Source organism: Methylorubrum sp. Q1, assembly GCF_004683995.1.
In the GTDB taxonomy this organism is placed as follows: domain Bacteria; phylum Pseudomonadota; class Alphaproteobacteria; order Rhizobiales; family Beijerinckiaceae; genus Methylobacterium.
This window is the reverse complement of the sequence record NZ_SRHQ01000021.1, coordinates 58,433-73,176: the sequence shown is the minus strand read 5'-3', so window position 1 is coordinate 73,176 and position 14,744 is coordinate 58,433. Positions and strand designations below refer to the sequence as shown.

Genomic DNA, 14,744 nt, shown 5'->3' with positions numbered 1-14,744 from the left:
TATGAGGGCCGGCCTCACGCCGGCTCCACCGCTTCCCGTCGTGGCTTAAGCGTTTCCGGCGCGTTCGATCAAGCCACGCCCACCCGCGCGGCTTGAGGGGCCGCCCGAGTCGTCCGCTGCGGCCGCAGGCGGGCGGCCACGAGCAGCCCGTGTGGCAGGGCAGCGAGCGTCAGCACCAGGGCGGCGACGACGAGGTCACGGGCATCGAGCGGGCGGCGCGGCCACGGGCCGAACCCGGCATCGCGGGCGAGCCCGATCACGGCGGCGGCGAACCACAGGGCCAGGATGCCCGCGACCCATCCCAGCAGCGCCCGCCCGGCCCTGCGCCAGCGGCTTCCGCTGGGCTTCGGACCCGGCCGGCCGGCCAGACGCGCGCCGAGCCCCATGGCCAGCCCGAACAGGCCCGCGGCGGCCCCTGCCCCCATTGCATAGGCGATCAGCATCGGCGTGCCGTTGAGGAAGGCGCCGCTGCCGGTGCCGAAGCCGGCCCGCAGCACGAGGCCGCCGAAGGTCGGGTGCAGGCTCACCCCCAGCAGCAGCGCGAGGCCGATGAGCCCGCCGACGACCCGCCGGGCCAGCGAAGCGGAGCCCGGCGCCAGCATGACGGTCAGGATGCGGGTGAGTCCGTAGACCAGCGCGAAGGCGAAGAGCGGGTAGCGGTCGAGGAAGAAGCCGTAGAACCGGGTCGCCACGTCCGGCGGCATCGCGCTGCGTTGATCGAAGCCGGTGAGGAAGACGGCGAACAGGGCGGTCAGCGCTGCCAGCAGCGGCGCTGCGGCGATCGCCAGGCGGCCCCGTTCCGAGCGCGATGCACGCGCCTGCGCCGAGCCGACCTCCGGGCCGGCGGAGAGCGCTCCGGTGCGGCTCACCGCTCGTAGTGTTCGCGCACGAGCCGGTCGAGCAGGCGCACGCCCCAGCCCGCGCCCCAGCTCCGGTTGATCTCGGAGGGGGTGGAGGACATGCCGACGCCCGCGATGTCGAGATGGGCCCACGGCACGTCGTTGACGTAGCGCTTGAGGAAGGCGGCCGCCGTGGCCGCGCCGCCGTGGCGCCCGCCGGTGTTCTTCATGTCGGCGAACTTCGAGTCGATCGCCTTGTCGAAGGCCGGGATCAGCGGCATCCGCCACACCTTCTCGCCCGCCGCCTCGCCGGCCGCGGTGATCTGGCTTGAGAGCGCGTCGTCGTTGGAGAACAGGCCGGCGATGTCCTGGCCGAGCGCGACGATGATCGCGCCGGTGAGCGTGGCCAGATCGATCATCGCCTTGGGCTTGTAGGTCGCCTGGACGTGCCAGAGCACGTCGGCGAGCACGAGGCGGCCTTCCGCGTCGGTGTTGATGACCTCGATGGTTTGCCCTGAGAGCGAGGTGACGATGTCGGAGGGGCGGTAGGCCGCACCGTCGGGCATGTTCTCGACGATGCCGATGGCGCCGATCACGTTGGCCTTGGCCTTGCGCGAGGCCAGCGCGTGCAGGGTGCCGACGACCGCGGCCGAGCCGCCCATGTCGCCCTTCATGTCCTCCATGCCGCCGGCCGACTTGATCGAGACGCCGCCGGAATCGAACACCACGCCCTTGCCGATCAGGGCCAGCGGCGGCTCTGCGGCGTCGTCCGCCCCGTTCCAGCGCATGATCGCCACGCGCGGCTCGCGGGCCGAGCCCTGGGCCACGGCGAGCAGGGCGCCCATGCCGATCTCCTTCATCCGCGCCACGTCGAGGATCTCGACCTCGACGCCGAGGCTCGTCAGCTCGGAGACGCGGCGGGCATATTCCTCGGGGTAGAGGACATTCGGCGGCTCGTTGACGAGGTTGCGGGCGAGGATCACGCCCTCGGCGACCGCCTCGGCGCTGCGCGCGGCGGCTTGCGCCCCGGACGGGTCGGCGACCAGCAGGGTCAGCGCGGCACCCCCCTCGTCCTCGTCCTTCTTCTTGGTCTTGTACCGGTCGAAGCGGTAGCTGCGCAGGCGCGCGCCGAGGGTGAAGTCGGCGACATCGCGGGCGCCGGCGGCGAAACCGGGCCCGTCGATCACGACGCGGGCGCTGCGTGCACCGACCTTGCCGGCGGTGAAGCCGCCCAGCACGGTCCAGTCGATCTTGGCCCGGTCCTTCTCCGATCCCAGCCCGATCACCACGAGCCGGTCGGCCTCCACGCCCGCCGGGGCCGGGAGGACCAGTGCGCTCTGCGCCTTGCCCTTGAAGCGCTCGCTCGCGGCGGCGCGGGCGACCAGCTCGACGCCGGGCTGGCCGAGCGCCTCGGAGGCGGCACCGGACAGGGCGAGATCGTCGCCCACGAACACCACGAGGTCGCCCCCGCGACCGCGCGACGACAGCGGCTCAAAGGCGATTTCGATCCCACCGGCCATGATGCTCTTCGCTCTCAACCCGTCTTCCGCCGGCTCCTCCGCGTCCCCCGCGAAAACCGGCGAACCTGTGTACCCGCTGAAACGCAGAACGCAACGCGGGGACGGGCCGCAGCCGGGGCAATCGCGCGAAGGCGATTGATCCTGATGTCTCGTGGGCCTCCGTCGCCGGCGCCCGCCTGCGCGGACAGTCTCGGTTCCTTGGGCTCCGCTCCGCGCGGCGCTCGTCAGCGTCGCGCAGCCGGGCTTGCGGTTTCGAGGGATGGCCCTGTGGCCGCAAGCCGGTCAGGAACGGGATGTTGCCCAGCGTATCCGGCGCGTTCGGCCGGTCGTTCGGCGCGGTACGTCCCCGGCCTGATCGGTCGAGGCTGCATCCCGTGGCAGCCGGCCCGGAAACGCCCGGTCGCGCGCGGTCCGTGAGCCCCGCTGGCGGCGCCGCGAAACGGCCTCAATCCGGGCGCCCCGAGACCCTTGGAGCCACGCGCCTCTCAGCGCCCGGAGACGCGGCATTCGGGACAGCTTGGCCTGGACGCCGCGACCGGCGAGAATGCGCGGCGCCGTGACCGGTGGCGAGGAAGGGGTTCGAGGGTCAGAAGGCGCAGATGACGCAGATCGAGCGCTACATATTCAGGATCGCGCTCGGGGCCTTCCTCACCTGCCTGATCGGCCTGACCGGCACGATCTGGGTGACGCAGGCCCTGCGCGAACTCGACCTCGTCACGGCCAAGGGGCAGACGCTCCTCGTCTTCCTGTTCATCACCGCCCTGTCGCTGCCGACGCTGATCACGGTGATCGCCCCGGTCGCCCTGTTCATCGCCTGCGTCTACGCGCTGAACAAGCTCAACGGCGATTCAGAACTCATCGTGATGTCGGCGGCCGGCATGCCGCCGCGCCAGTTGCTGCGGCCCTTCGCGACGCTGGCCTTCGCGATCAGCATCGTCGTCGCCTTCCTGACGATCCAGGTGATGCCCTCCTCCTTCCAGGAACTGCGCGACGTGCTGACCCGGGTGCGGGGGGATTTCGTCGCCAACGTCGTCAAGGAGGGCCAGTTCACGGCGCTCGACAACGGCATCACCTTCCATTTCCGCGAGCGCGGCGCCGACGGCTCGCTCCAGGGCCTGTTCATCCAAGACAAGCGCGAGCCCGGCAAGGCGGTGGTCTACCTCGCCGAGCGCGGGCGCGTCACCGAGGTCGACGGGCAGACCTACCTCGTGCTGGAGAAGGGCAGCATCCACCGCCAGCAGAAGGACAGCCGCGATTCCTCGATCGTGAGCTACGAGCGCTATGCCGTCGATCTCGCCGCCTTCACGCCGCCGGATTCCGAGACGGTCTACAAGCCGCGCGAGCGCTCGACCCTGGCCCTGCTCTTCCCCGATACGGGCGAGGGCTATTACCGCCTGCAGAAGGGCCGCTTCCGGGCCGAACTCCACGACCGGCTCTCGGCCTGGCTCTACCCGCTGGCGCTGGCCTTCATCGCGTTCGCTGCTCTGGGCGATCCGCGCACCACCCGCCAGGGCCGGGGCTTGGCCGTGGCCGGCGCGGTCGTGGGCGTGATCGCACTGCGCATCGCGGGCTTTGCCGCCAGCAGTGCGGCCGTGCGCAGCCCCGGCGCGGTGGTGGCGATCTACGCCGCGCCGCTCGGGGCGATTGCCCTCTCCTGCCTGGTGATCTTCGGCGGCGCCCGCACCCGCGCGATGAACGAGCGCCTCGGCCGGCTCGGCCGAAGGCTCGCCGGCAGCCTGCGGCGGCGCCCGCTCGCCGGTCGGGCCTGAGGGAGCCGGCATGCTGATCGGAGCGACCCTCGGCCGCTACTTCGCGTGGCGCTTCGTGCGCACCATCCTCGGCGTGTTCCTCACCGTCTTCGCCCTGGTCTACACCCTCGACTTCGTCGAGCTGCTGCGGCGGGCGGGCGACGCGGAGGGCGCCTCGCCGGGGCTGATGGCGCAGCTCGCGCTCTACCGCACGCCCGCCGTGGCCGAGAGCGTGCTGCCCTTCGCGGTGCTGTTCGGCTCCATGGCCGCCCTGCTCCAGCTCTCGCGCAAGCTCGAACTCGTGGTGGCGCGGGCCGCCGGCATCTCGGCCTGGCAGTTCCTCCAGCCCGGCGCCTTCGTCGCGCTGGCGATCGGCGCGCTGGCGATCGGCGCCTACAATCCCCTCTCCGCCGCGCTCAAGCAGCGCTCCAGCGAGATCGAGGCGAAGATCTTCGCCAAATCCACCAAGGCCGGCACCGGCAAGGACCTGTGGCTGCGCCAGCGCAGCATCGACGGACAGGCGATCATCCGCGCCGAGACGGCGGTCGAGGGCACGACCACGCTGGCCGGCGTCACCGTCTTCCAGTTCGACGAGGCCGGCGCCTTCGCCGCGCAGATCGAGGCGGCGCGGGCGACCCTGCACGACGGCTGGTGGGAATTGCGCGATGTGCGCGTTCTCACACGCGATGAACCGCCCGAGAGCCACGAGGTCTACCTCGTCGCCTCGACACTCGATCCGAGCCAGATCCGCCAGCGCTTCACCCCTCCGGAATCTGTGCCCTTCTGGCAACTTCCGGAGACCATCGCACGCCACGAGCGGGCCGGGCTGGATGCCACGCGCTACCGCCTCCAGTACGATGTGCTGCTGGCAACGCCCCTGCTCTACCTCGCGATGGTCCTTGTGGCGGCAACGGTTTCCTTAAGGTTCTTCCGCTTTGGTGGTGTCGGAAAACTGGTGCTGGGCGGGGTGAGCGCGGGCTTCGTGCTCTACGTCGCGCGGCAGGTCATGGAGGGCCTCGGCGCGTCGGGGATGGTCGCGCCGACAGTGGCGGCCTGGTTCCCGGCCGTGGTAGGAAGCTTGCTCGGTACGCTCACGCTTCTCTACCAGGAGGACGGCTGATGTGCGGTTGTCCGGGTCGGGACGGGTTCGGGCGTGCAAGGGACTATCGTGATCGGCGTGCAGGGGGCTGCACAGGGTTCGAGGGACGCGTTGCGTAAGGTCGCCGACATCGCGATCACGGTCTCCATGGCCGCACTGCTGACGGCAGCCTACGGGCTCGCCGCGCCGCGTGCCCATGCCCAGGCCGGACTGGAGAAGCTCGCCGGCGCCAAGGGAGGCGAGAAGGGCCAGCGCCTGCTCGTCGAGGCCGACGAGCTGATCTACGACAACGACCGCAACACCGTGACCGCGCGCGGCAATGCCGAGCTGCATTACGGCGCGCGCACGCTCCAGGCCGACCGGGTGCGCTACGACCGCGGCACGAGCCGGGTCTTCGCCGAGGGCAATGTCCGCCTCACCGACGAGACCGGGGCGCTGGTCACCGGCGAGCGGATGGAGCTGACCGACGACTTCAAGAACGGCTTCGTCGAGGCCCTGCGCATCCAGCAGACCGTCGTGATGAAGGGCGAGACGGTGCGCACCCGCATCTCCGCCCCGCGGGCGGAGCGAATCGCGGGCGAGCAATCGAGCTTCGACTACGCGACCTACACCGCCTGCGAGCCGTGCAAGGACCATCCGGAGACGCCGCCGCTCTGGCAGATCAAGGCGGCCAAGATCATCCACAACAATGAGACCCACACGATCAGTTACGAGGATTCGAGCCTCGAAATCGGTGGGATCCCGGTCGCCTACCTGCCCTATTTCGAGTCCGCCGACCCGACGGTGAAGCGCAAGAGCGGCTTCCTGACGCCGCGCTTCATCACCTCGACCCCGCTCGGCAGCGGTGTCGCGACCCCGTATTTCATCAACCTCGATCCGAGCTACGACCTGACGATCACGCCGGCCTTCGTCTCGCGCCAGGGCGTGCTGGGCCAGGCCGAGTTCCGCCAGCGCCTCGACAACGGCAGCTACAATCTGCGCCTGTCGGGCATCTTCCAATCGACGCCCTCGGCCTTCCTGCCGGGGCCGCTGGGGGCCGCCGACCGCGAGTTCCGCGGTTCGGTCGAGTCGCGCGGGCGCTTCTTCATCAACGAGCACTGGCGCACGGGCTGGGATCTCGTCGGCGTGACCGACAAGTGGTTCCTCGACAATTACCGCATCCGCAACCAGAGCATCACCACCGACTATTTCCGCGAAGCGGTGTCGAGCGCCTACCTGATCGGCCAGGGCGACCGCTCGTGGTTCGAGGCGCGCGGCTACTACTTCAAGGCCCTGTCGAGCTTCGACTGGCAGAAGGAGCAGCCCGTCGTCCTGCCGGTGATCGACTACGACAAGCGCATCGACGGGCCGGGCAAGCTCGGCGGCGAGGTGCGGTTCGAGTCCAACGTCACGAGCCTGAGCCGCGAGGCGACCGACTTCCAGGGCATCCCGCGCACCGGCAGCTACCTGTTCGCCCCGAGCGTCAACGGGATCAGCTATCCGCTCTACGAGACCTGCACCACCTTCGTGCGCGACCGCTGCATCGTGCGGGGCCTCGGCGGCGTCGACACGCGGCTCTCGGCCCAGGTCTCCTGGCGCCGCAGCTTCATCGACGATTTCGGCCAGGTCTTCACGCCCTTCACCTATCTGCGCACCGACGCCTTCTTCGTGAACCCGAGCCGCTCGGGCTTCCAGAACGCGCTGGTGAACAACATCACCACCGTCGATGACGGATTCTCCGGCCGCGTCATGCCGGCGATCGGCCTCGACTACCGCTATCCCTTCGTCGCCGATTTCGGCGCGCTCGGCGTCCACACCCTGGAGCCGATCGGCCAGGTGATCGCCCGGCCCTCCGAGACCCGGATCGGCCGGCTGCCCAACGAGGACGCGCAGAGCCTCGTCTTCGACGACACCTCCCTGTTCGAGTGGGACAAGTTCTCCGGCTACGACCGGGTCGAGGGCGGCGTGCGGGCCAATCTCGGCGCGCAGTATTCCGTCGTGACCCCGTCGGGCTGGTACGCCAACCTGATGTTCGGCGAGTCGATCCAGATCGCCGGCGTGAACTCGTTCCGCCGCGGGGATCTGGCCAATGTCGGCCTCGATTCCGGCCTCGAGAACCGCCGCTCCGATTTCGTCGGCCGCTTCCAGCTCTCGCCCAACCAGAACATCAGCTTCATCAGCCGCGCCCGTTTCGACCAGCGCGATTTCGCCGTGAACCGGTTCGAGACCGGCGTGACCGCGCGGTTCTCGCCGTTCCTGCCGCTCGAGACCTCGCTGTTCTACTCGTACTACGAGGCGCAGCCGGCGCTCGGCTTCGCCCATCGCCGCGAGGGCGTGACGGCCTCGGCCACCTACCGCATCACCCCGAACTGGTTCGTCACCGGCTCGGCGCTCGTCGACTTCACCCGCTACCTCGACACCCGCGACACCTTCGCCGACCTCTACACCGCCTATCTCGCCAACCCGGTCGGCCTCGCCCCGGTCTACAGCAGCCCGGGCCTGACCTACCTCTCCGGCCTGAGCCTCGGCGGCGGCTATCAGGACGAGTGCACCACGGTCTCGCTGAACTACATCGTCTCGCCCATCGCCACGGCGATCGGCGTGCGCGAGCGCAACCAGACCGTGCTGCTGCGCCTGGAATTGAAGACGCTGGGCGAGGCGGATCTGCGCCAGAACGTCAGCAGCTCGACCACCGCCGACGGCATCGCCTCGGTGCGCTGAGATGGTCGTCGGCGCCGGGATACAACGATGCTGAAGGTGGCGGCTGGCTCGCTGATCCGCGCCTACGGCGCCCTGGCGACGCTCCCGTTCAGGTTCCGCCGGGACTGTATCGCCCCGCCGAAGGACCTGGCGCACGGCGCCTGGATCGACACCCTGTCGGAGCGCTTCGACAAGCCGGGCCTGCGCGTGCTGGAGGTGGGCTCGCGCAATGTCACCGGCGCCAACTTCCGCCATCGCTTCGCCCGGGCACAGTATGTCGGCTTCGACCTCTACGCGGGCGAGAACGTCGATGTGGTCGGCGACGCCCACCGGCTTTCCCACTATTTCGGGGAAGACGAGCGCTTCGACCTGATCTTCTCCTCGGCGGTGTTCGAGCATCTCGCCGCGCCCTGGGTGGCGGCGGTCGAGATCGCCAAGCTCCTGAAGGTCGGCGGCCACGTCTTCGTCGAGACGCACTTCTCGTTTCGCTCGCACGAGCGGCCGTGGAATTTCTTCCAGTTCTCGGACATGGGCCTGCGCGCCCTGTTCAACGACGCCCTCGGCTTCGAGCTGATCGACAAGGGCATGAGCAGCCCGATCGCCGGCTACTTCACCGACCGGGCGCGGCCGGGCCTGCGCTTCGCGCCGATCACCGAGATGTACGGCCACAGCGAAATCCTGTGCCGCAAGCGCGCCGAGCCGGCGGGCTTCGACTGGACCCGCATCCCCCTCGACGCCATCGTCGACGGCACGCGCTACCCGGCGCCGAGTCGGTGAGGGTGAAACGCCGTCGGGTTGAGGCGGCTCGCGGCCTCGTCCCACGGATTGCCCGCAAGGGCACCGGGAGCGCGACGAAGGGCGACGGGCGCGATGCGCTCGCTCGCCCTCCCATACGTGGACGCTTCGCCTGTGCAGCCGCGCCACGGCGAGGCCGCAAATCCTGTGATGGGGCGGGCTTCGGCGCGCTCCGCGCTTGACCCCGCCCGGCGCGCCCCCGACGGTGGCGCGCAAAACCGGACGGGAACGGACATGGCCCTCCTTCAGCGGCTCCTCTCCTACGCCTCCTCGGCCTTCGGCCTGCCGGCCCCGGCCGAGACGGTGCCCGACGGCAGCGAGGAGCATCTCGCGGCGACCGCGCTTCTCGTCCACGTCGCCCGCGCCGACGGCGTGCTCGACCCGGCGGAATCCGAGCGGCTGGTGCGGCTCGTGCGCCGCCGCTACGCGGCCAGCGACGCGGAAGCCGAGAGCCTGATCGAGCGCGCCGCCACCTTCGAGGCGCAGACCCGCGACATGACGAGCCTCGTCGAGCTGATCGGCAGCGACGGCAGCAGTCCGGAAGAGCGGGGACGGCTGCTTGCCATGGCATGGTCGGTGGCGGGCGCCGACGGCGAGGTGCACGAGTTCGAGGAGGCCCTGGTCTGGCGCCTGGGCAAGCTGCTCGGCTTCGACGAGCCGGCGATTGCGGCCGCCCGCGACCGCGGCTCCCGCGAGCCCGCCGGCGCGTGACGGCCGGTTACGGGTTTCGAAAGGGCAGGCCCTTTCGCGGGTCCAGGGCGGAACCCTGGGAGAAGGCCGGGGCGCCGCCCCGAGACCCCGCCAAAGGGATGATCCCTGTGGGATCCCGGACCCTTCGATGATCGTCAGCCTCACCCTGATCCTGCTCGCCCAGCTCCTCGGCGAGGTCGCCGCGCGCGCCGCCGGCCTGCCGGTGCCGGGCCCGGTGATCGGCATGGCGCTGCTCCTCGGCTTCCTCGTGCTGCGCGACCGGACGCAGCCGGCCTCGACCCGCTGGTTGCCGCCGCCGCTGGTCGATGGCGGGCTGGAGGGCACGGCCAAGGGGATGCTCGCGCATCTCTCGATCCTGTTCGTGCCGGCGGGCGTCGGCATCGTCGGCAAGCTCGACGTGCTGGCGAGCCACGGGTTCGCGCTCGCGGCGGTGCTCACCCTGTCCGTGACCCTGACGCTGGCGGCGACCGTGCTCACCTTCGTCGCGGTCTCCAAGCTCATGGACCGCCGATGACCGGCGAGTTCGCGCTCTGGGTCTATCTCAGCCACACGCCGCTGCTGTGGCTCACCGTGACGCTGCTGGCCTACGCGGTGGCCGACCGCTTCTTCCAGGCAGCCGGGCGCCACCCGATCGCCAACCCGGTGATCCACGCGATCTGGATGATCGGCCTCGTGCTGACGCTCACCGGCACGCCCTACCGCGCCTATTTCGAGGGCGCGCAGTTCGTGCACTTCCTCCTCGGCCCGGCCACGGTGGCGCTCGCCGTGCCGCTCTACGAGCGCCGGGCGACGGTGATGCGCGCGCTGCTGCCGATGCTCGCCGCACTCGCCGTCGGCTGCGTCACGGCGATGACCTCCGCGCTCGTCTTCGCCAAGCTCGCGGGCATCCCCTACGACGTGCGCCTCGCCATGGCCCCGAAATCCGTGACCACGGGCGTGGCCATGGGCATCGTCGAGGCGCTCGGCGGCGACCCGACGCTCGCCGCCGTGCTGGTGATGCTGACCGGCATGGCCGGCGCGGTGATCGTCACGCCGCTGATGCGGGCCTTGCGCGTCGAGGACATGCGCGCCCGCGGCTTCGCGGCGGGGCTCGCCGCCCACGGGCTCGGCACCGCCCGCGCCTTCCAGGTCAGCGAGGTCGCCGGCACCTTCGCCGGCATCGCCATGGGGCTCAACGCGTTCCTGACGGCGGTTCTGGTGCCGGTGGCGGTGAGTTTTTTGCGCTGAGGAGAAAAGTCTTTAGATGTTATGATATGTTGTAATGTGTCCTACGGCATCCTTGTCTGTCGGTAAACATTTGACTATCAGTATTGTAGAATTCTACTGTGATTGCGGCGGAAAAGTTTTTATCGACAATAGATATTTATCGCTGTTCATAAAAGGGAAAAATAACTCTTCTAGGTATGGTACATCATGCCCATTTGCTTGGCAATTTCTGCACATTCCTCTCAGCATATAATACAGATATCTACAAATACTTGCTGAATAGAAGGTGCCATATTTCCTTACAATCTCAGTTGTTCCTGTTTGATACGACGCTGAATAAGCGTCAGATAAAGGAGTTCCATCCTCCGCCGTGAACGATACCGACATCAAGTGCCCAAATGCGGTATCGATACTTTGAGCATTTTCCTTAATTTTCCTTTCTTGTTGCTCAGTCATGTGTTTTTCCAATATTTTCTTACCAATATTTATATACCAGTCAGCTATGGGATCGACTGATTTTCCTGATTTTATGCTTCCAGCTATAAGATCAAGATTGTAATATCGAGTGGATTTTGCAAATCTACTCATGAATTTTATTATTAGGTATTCTAGGCTATTATCATCAATAGCCTTTGGGCCTCGGTTTATTTTATGTCGGGTCTGAATGGTTCGAGAATATAAAAATAACTTTTCTATGTCGTGTCCCATGGTTTTAAGATCGGCGTCTGTCGGATATTTGTTGTGGTCTAGTAAATAGTCAAGTATATATAGTAATTTGAAAGTTCGCTCCATACCGATGCTCAAACAAAAGAACGCATTGCTATATATGCCATGTGCTGCATAATTTGCTTTTCGTAGAGCTGTTAGTCCGGCACTAATGGAATTACCCGCAATGCCAGCTTCTCTAACGAGGGCGAGTTGAGTCGGGCTCCACATCGCCAGATTGTGTCTGCGGGAATGCGTTCCGTCAATTTTTTTGATTGGTCGACTGTCGTTTTGATTGTTCGTGTTGCGCTACGCTGGAACGCGCTGTAACCCCACCGCAATCGCTCGGACCCGGTGCAAGCCCGGGTGGCTCTTCCGGCCGCCGATCCGCCGGACCACGCATTCGCGACGCTGCTCCTCACGCCCCGTCCCGCCGGCGGAGCCTTGCGTCCCTCTGCGGATATTTTCTCGATGTCATCGACTCCCACGACCGTCCGCGGGCGGTTCGCATCCCCGTGGTTCGGCAACTGGTTTGCCAACCCTTGGGCCGACATCCTCTCCGGCATCGTCGTCGCGCTGGCCCTGATCCCGGAGGCGATCGGCTTTTCGGTGATCGCCGGGGTCGATCCGAAGGTCGGGCTCTACGCCTCCGTCGTGATCGCCTGCGTCATCGCCTTTGCCGGCGGGCGCCCGGCCATGATCTCGGCCGCCACCGCCGCGACCGCGGTGGTGATGGTCGATCTCGTGCGCGACCACGGTGTGCAGTATCTCTTCGCCGCCACCATCCTGATGGGGGTGTTCCAGATCCTCGCCGGGCTCGCCCGGCTCGGGCGGCTGATGCGCTTCGTCTCGCGCTCGGTGATGACCGGCTTCGTCAACGCGCTGGCGATCCTGATCTTCCTGGCGCAGCTTCCCGAACTCACCGGGGTGACACCGGCCACCTACGGCCTGATCGCGCTCGGGCTCGCCATCATCTACGGCTTCCCCAGGATCACCCGCGCGGTGCCCTCGCCGCTCGTCGCCATCGCCGTGCTGACCGCGCTGACCGCGTATCTCGGGCTCGACGTGCGCACCGTCGCCCATCTCGGCGAACTGCCGACGGCCCTGCCGAGCTTTGCCCTGCCGCAGGTGCCGCTGACCTTCGAGACCCTGCGCATCATCCTGCCCTATTCCGCCACGCTCGCCGCGGTCGGCCTGTTGGAGAGCCTGCTCACGGCGCAGATCGTCGACGACATGACCGATACCGGCAGCTCCAAGAACCGGGAATGCATGGGCCAAGGGCTCGCCAACATGAGTTCGGCCGTGTTCGGCGGCATGGGCGGCTGCGCCATGATCGGGCAATCGGTCATCAACGTGTCGTCCGGCGCCCGCGGCCGGCTCTCGACCCTGGTGGCCGGCAGCTTCCTCCTCGCGCTGCTGGTCCTGTTGCAGGATCTCCTGGCCATCGTCCCCGTCGCGGCACTGACGGCGGTGATGATCATGGTCTCGCTCAACACCTTCTCCTGGCGCTCGCTGCGACAGCTTCGCACCAACCCGCTGCCCTCCTCCCTGGTGATGCTCGTCACCGTCGCCGTGGTGGTCGCCACCCGCGACCTGGCCATCGGCGTGCTCGTCGGCGTTCTGCTCTCGGGCGTGTTCTTCGCGGACAAGGTCGCGCGGATGAGCCGGATCACCGCCGAGCTGTCGCCGGACGGGCGCACCCGCACCTACCGGGTGGCGGGCCAGGTGTTCTTCGCCTCCGCCGGCACCTTCGCCGAGGGTATCGACGTCCGCGAGCCGGTGGAGCGGCTCGTCATCGACGTGCACGCGGCGCATTTCTGGGACATCTCGGCGGTGGGCGCCCTCGACCGCGTGGTGATGAAGGCCCGCGCCGCCGGCAGGGCCGTCGAGGTCGTGGGCCTCAACGAGGCCAGCGCCACCCTGGTCGAGCGCTTCGGCCAGCACGACAAGGCGGACGCCTCGCTGCCGGCGCATTGAGGGGCACGGCGCGGTCGAGGGATCGCGAGGGCCGGTCGGCGCGTTCCCGCTCCAGTTCTGGTTGTGCGCTGCGGTAAAAACTCGGTAGTGTCGGCGCGCGACCCTCCGGAGCGTCGCGGTGCGGTGTCGCCCGGACGATGCTTGGAGTGCCTCGCAAAACTCCCGGTCTCTGACCGTTCTCGTTCTGGCGATGACAGCGCGGCGGGCGTTTTGCGAGAAACACTTCAGGATGGCCAACCCTGAGGCCGAGCCGGCCCGTTGCCCTGCGAGGCGCCGTGTTTCCCTTCGACCCCTCCCGTCAGAGCCGGCGCCGCGCGAGCCGCAGCCTCACCCGCACGACGCGGCAAATGACGCGCTCTCTCGAGAGCGCCGCCAAATCTGTCACCAAGGCCGCCACCAAGGCCGTGACCCGCTCGACCGAGAAGGCGATCCGGGAGACGCGCAAGGCCACGGTCCGATCGGTGAAGCGGACGGTCCGGGACACCGAGAAGGCGGTCGCGGCCGCCTTCACCGCGCAAGGGGCCAAGCAAGGGGCCGCGCAAGGGGCCAAGGTCGCCCGCAAGCCGCCCGGCCAGTTCGTAACGGTCGATGGCCTGCCCGTGCACGTCATCGTCCGCGGCCGCGGCCGGCCGGTGGTGCTCGTCCACGGCAACGGCACCATGGCCGAGGATTTCGCGATCTGCGGCCTGATCGACCGGCTGGCGGCGCGCTACCGGGTCATCGCGATCGACCGGCCCGGCTTCGGCTACACGGCCCGCCCCCGCCACCGCATCTGGACCGCTCAAGGGCAGGCCGTGCTGCTGCACCGGGTGCTGGAACAGCTTTCCGTCGAGCGTCCCCTCGTGGTCGGGCATTCCTGGGGCACGATCGTCGCCCTCGCGCTCGCCGCCGACGGGCGGCGCCCGCTGCGCGGGCTCGTGCTCTTGTCGGGCTCCTATTTTCCGGGGCATCGCACCGACGCGGCCCTGATCGCACCGCTCGCCGTGCCGGGCTTCGGCGACGCGGTGCGGGCCATGGTGCCGGCGAAGGTGAGCGCGTCGCTCACCGGGCAATCGTTCCGGCAGGTGTTCTGGCCTCAACCCGTGCCGGCCCGCTTCACGGCGCGCTTCCCGATCGAGATCGCGGCGGCGGCGACGCAGTTGCGCGCGGTCTCGGAGGACGCCGCCTCGATGAACGCCGCCGTCACGGGGCTCCAGCGCCGCTACCCCGGCCTGACGCTGCCGGTCTCCATCCTGGCCGGGGACGCGGACGCGATCGTCAAGGCCGACGAGCACTCGGTGCGGCTGCACACGACGATCCCCGGAAGCACGCTGCGGCTCCTGCCCGGCCTCGGCCACATGATCCATTACGGCGCGCGGCTGAAGGTGGAGCGCGCGATCGACGATCTGATGAAGCGCGGATAGGTGCGACCCCAGGGGCCCGATCCGGCCCCGCAGCGCCCCGGATCGCCGGGCGCCGGGATTTG

At 68.4% G+C, this 14,744-nt stretch carries 12 protein-coding genes and 1 other annotated feature; of the genes, 9 read left to right on the top strand and 3 right to left on the bottom strand.

Features of this window, described 5'->3' with window-relative positions; translation table 11 throughout:
- Positions 1-68: 68 nt before the first annotated feature.
- The gene (locus tag E4V01_RS19095; protein WP_135299409.1) at positions 69-869 is read right to left on the bottom strand and encodes a hypothetical protein; all 801 of its coding nucleotides are present in this window, start codon (positions 867-869) and stop codon (positions 69-71) included.
- Complete coding sequence (locus E4V01_RS19090; RefSeq protein WP_135299408.1) at positions 866-2,359, bottom strand: leucyl aminopeptidase; 1,494 nt, start codon at positions 2,357-2,359, stop codon at positions 866-868. The genes E4V01_RS19095 and E4V01_RS19090 overlap by 4 nt, the downstream gene beginning before the upstream one ends.
- A gap of 599 nt (positions 2,360-2,958) precedes the next feature.
- Between E4V01_RS19090 and lptF the strand changes: the two genes are divergently transcribed.
- From lptF to E4V01_RS19055, 7 genes are all read left to right on the top strand, one after another.
- Positions 2,959-4,128, top strand: coding sequence for an LPS export ABC transporter permease LptF (gene lptF, locus E4V01_RS19085; protein ID WP_135299407.1), 1,170 nt, complete (start codon positions 2,959-2,961; stop codon positions 4,126-4,128).
- 10 nt (positions 4,129-4,138) lie between these two features.
- Entirely contained in the window at positions 4,139-5,227 is a 1,089-nt protein-coding gene (lptG, locus tag E4V01_RS19080) for an LPS export ABC transporter permease LptG (RefSeq protein ID WP_060770957.1), read from the top strand.
- Positions 5,228-5,275: 48 nt separating this feature from the next.
- Positions 5,276-7,906 carry an LPS-assembly protein LptD gene (locus E4V01_RS19075; RefSeq protein WP_135299433.1) on the top strand — a complete coding sequence of 877 codons (2,631 nt, stop codon included), beginning with the start codon at positions 5,276-5,278 and terminating at the stop codon, positions 7,904-7,906.
- Between the two features lie 27 nt (positions 7,907-7,933).
- Positions 7,934-8,662, top strand: a complete 729-nt coding sequence (locus E4V01_RS19070) for a bifunctional 2-polyprenyl-6-hydroxyphenol methylase/3-demethylubiquinol 3-O-methyltransferase UbiG (protein ID WP_060770955.1) — start codon at positions 7,934-7,936, stop codon at positions 8,660-8,662.
- 252 nt (positions 8,663-8,914) lie between these two features.
- The gene (locus E4V01_RS19065; protein ID WP_060770954.1) at positions 8,915-9,391 is read left to right on the top strand and encodes a TerB family tellurite resistance protein; all 477 of its coding nucleotides are present in this window, start codon (positions 8,915-8,917) and stop codon (positions 9,389-9,391) included.
- A 127-nt stretch (positions 9,392-9,518) separates the two neighbouring features.
- Positions 9,519-9,905: a CidA/LrgA family protein gene (locus E4V01_RS19060; RefSeq protein ID WP_060770953.1), complete on the top strand. Its 387-nt coding sequence runs from the start codon at positions 9,519-9,521 to the stop codon at positions 9,903-9,905.
- Positions 9,902-10,618, top strand: coding sequence for an LrgB family protein (locus E4V01_RS19055; RefSeq protein WP_135299406.1), 717 nt, complete (start codon positions 9,902-9,904; stop codon positions 10,616-10,618). The genes E4V01_RS19060 and E4V01_RS19055 overlap by 4 nt, the downstream gene beginning before the upstream one ends.
- A 93-nt stretch (positions 10,619-10,711) precedes the next feature.
- Here E4V01_RS19055 and E4V01_RS19050 read toward each other — a convergent pair whose 3' ends face one another.
- Entirely contained in the window at positions 10,712-11,533 is an 822-nt protein-coding gene (locus tag E4V01_RS19050; RefSeq protein ID WP_135299405.1) for a hypothetical protein, read from the bottom strand.
- 113 nt (positions 11,534-11,646) lie between these two features.
- Positions 11,647-11,702 (top strand) — a sequence feature (sul1 is cis-regulatory element that is thought to sense ions involved in sulfur or methionine metabolism; They are found in Alphaproteobacteria).
- 71 nt (positions 11,703-11,773) lie between these two features.
- On the opposite strand from E4V01_RS19050, the gene E4V01_RS19045 reads away from it, so the two are divergent.
- Both E4V01_RS19045 and E4V01_RS19040 read left to right on the top strand, forming a co-directional pair.
- Entirely contained in the window at positions 11,774-13,279 is a 1,506-nt protein-coding gene (locus E4V01_RS19045; protein ID WP_135299404.1) for a SulP family inorganic anion transporter, read from the top strand.
- 275 nt (positions 13,280-13,554) lie between these two features.
- Positions 13,555-14,682: an alpha/beta fold hydrolase gene (locus tag E4V01_RS19040; RefSeq protein ID WP_135299403.1), complete on the top strand. Its 1,128-nt coding sequence runs from the start codon at positions 13,555-13,557 to the stop codon at positions 14,680-14,682.
- The last annotated feature ends 62 nt before the right edge of the window (positions 14,683-14,744 follow it).

Excerpts from the sequence above, each read along its gene's own strand:
- E4V01_RS19090 (WP_135299408.1), bottom strand. The coding sequence starts at position 2,359 with ATGGCCGGTGGGATCGAAATCGCCTTTGAGCCGCTGTCGTCGCGCGGT.
- lptF (WP_135299407.1), top strand. The coding sequence starts at position 2,959 with ATGACGCAGATCGAGCGCTACATATTCAGGATCGCGCTCGGGGCCTTC.
- lptG (WP_060770957.1), top strand. The coding sequence starts at position 4,139 with ATGCTGATCGGAGCGACCCTCGGCCGCTACTTCGCGTGGCGCTTCGTG.
- E4V01_RS19070 (WP_060770955.1), top strand. The coding sequence starts at position 7,934 with ATGCTGAAGGTGGCGGCTGGCTCGCTGATCCGCGCCTACGGCGCCCTG.
- E4V01_RS19065 (WP_060770954.1), top strand. The coding sequence starts at position 8,915 with ATGGCCCTCCTTCAGCGGCTCCTCTCCTACGCCTCCTCGGCCTTCGGC.
- E4V01_RS19060 (WP_060770953.1), top strand. The coding sequence starts at position 9,519 with ATGATCGTCAGCCTCACCCTGATCCTGCTCGCCCAGCTCCTCGGCGAG.
- E4V01_RS19055 (WP_135299406.1), top strand. The coding sequence starts at position 9,902 with ATGACCGGCGAGTTCGCGCTCTGGGTCTATCTCAGCCACACGCCGCTG.
- E4V01_RS19050 (WP_135299405.1), bottom strand. The coding sequence starts at position 11,533 with ATGTGGAGCCCGACTCAACTCGCCCTCGTTAGAGAAGCTGGCATTGCG.
- E4V01_RS19045 (WP_135299404.1), top strand. The coding sequence starts at position 11,774 with ATGTCATCGACTCCCACGACCGTCCGCGGGCGGTTCGCATCCCCGTGG.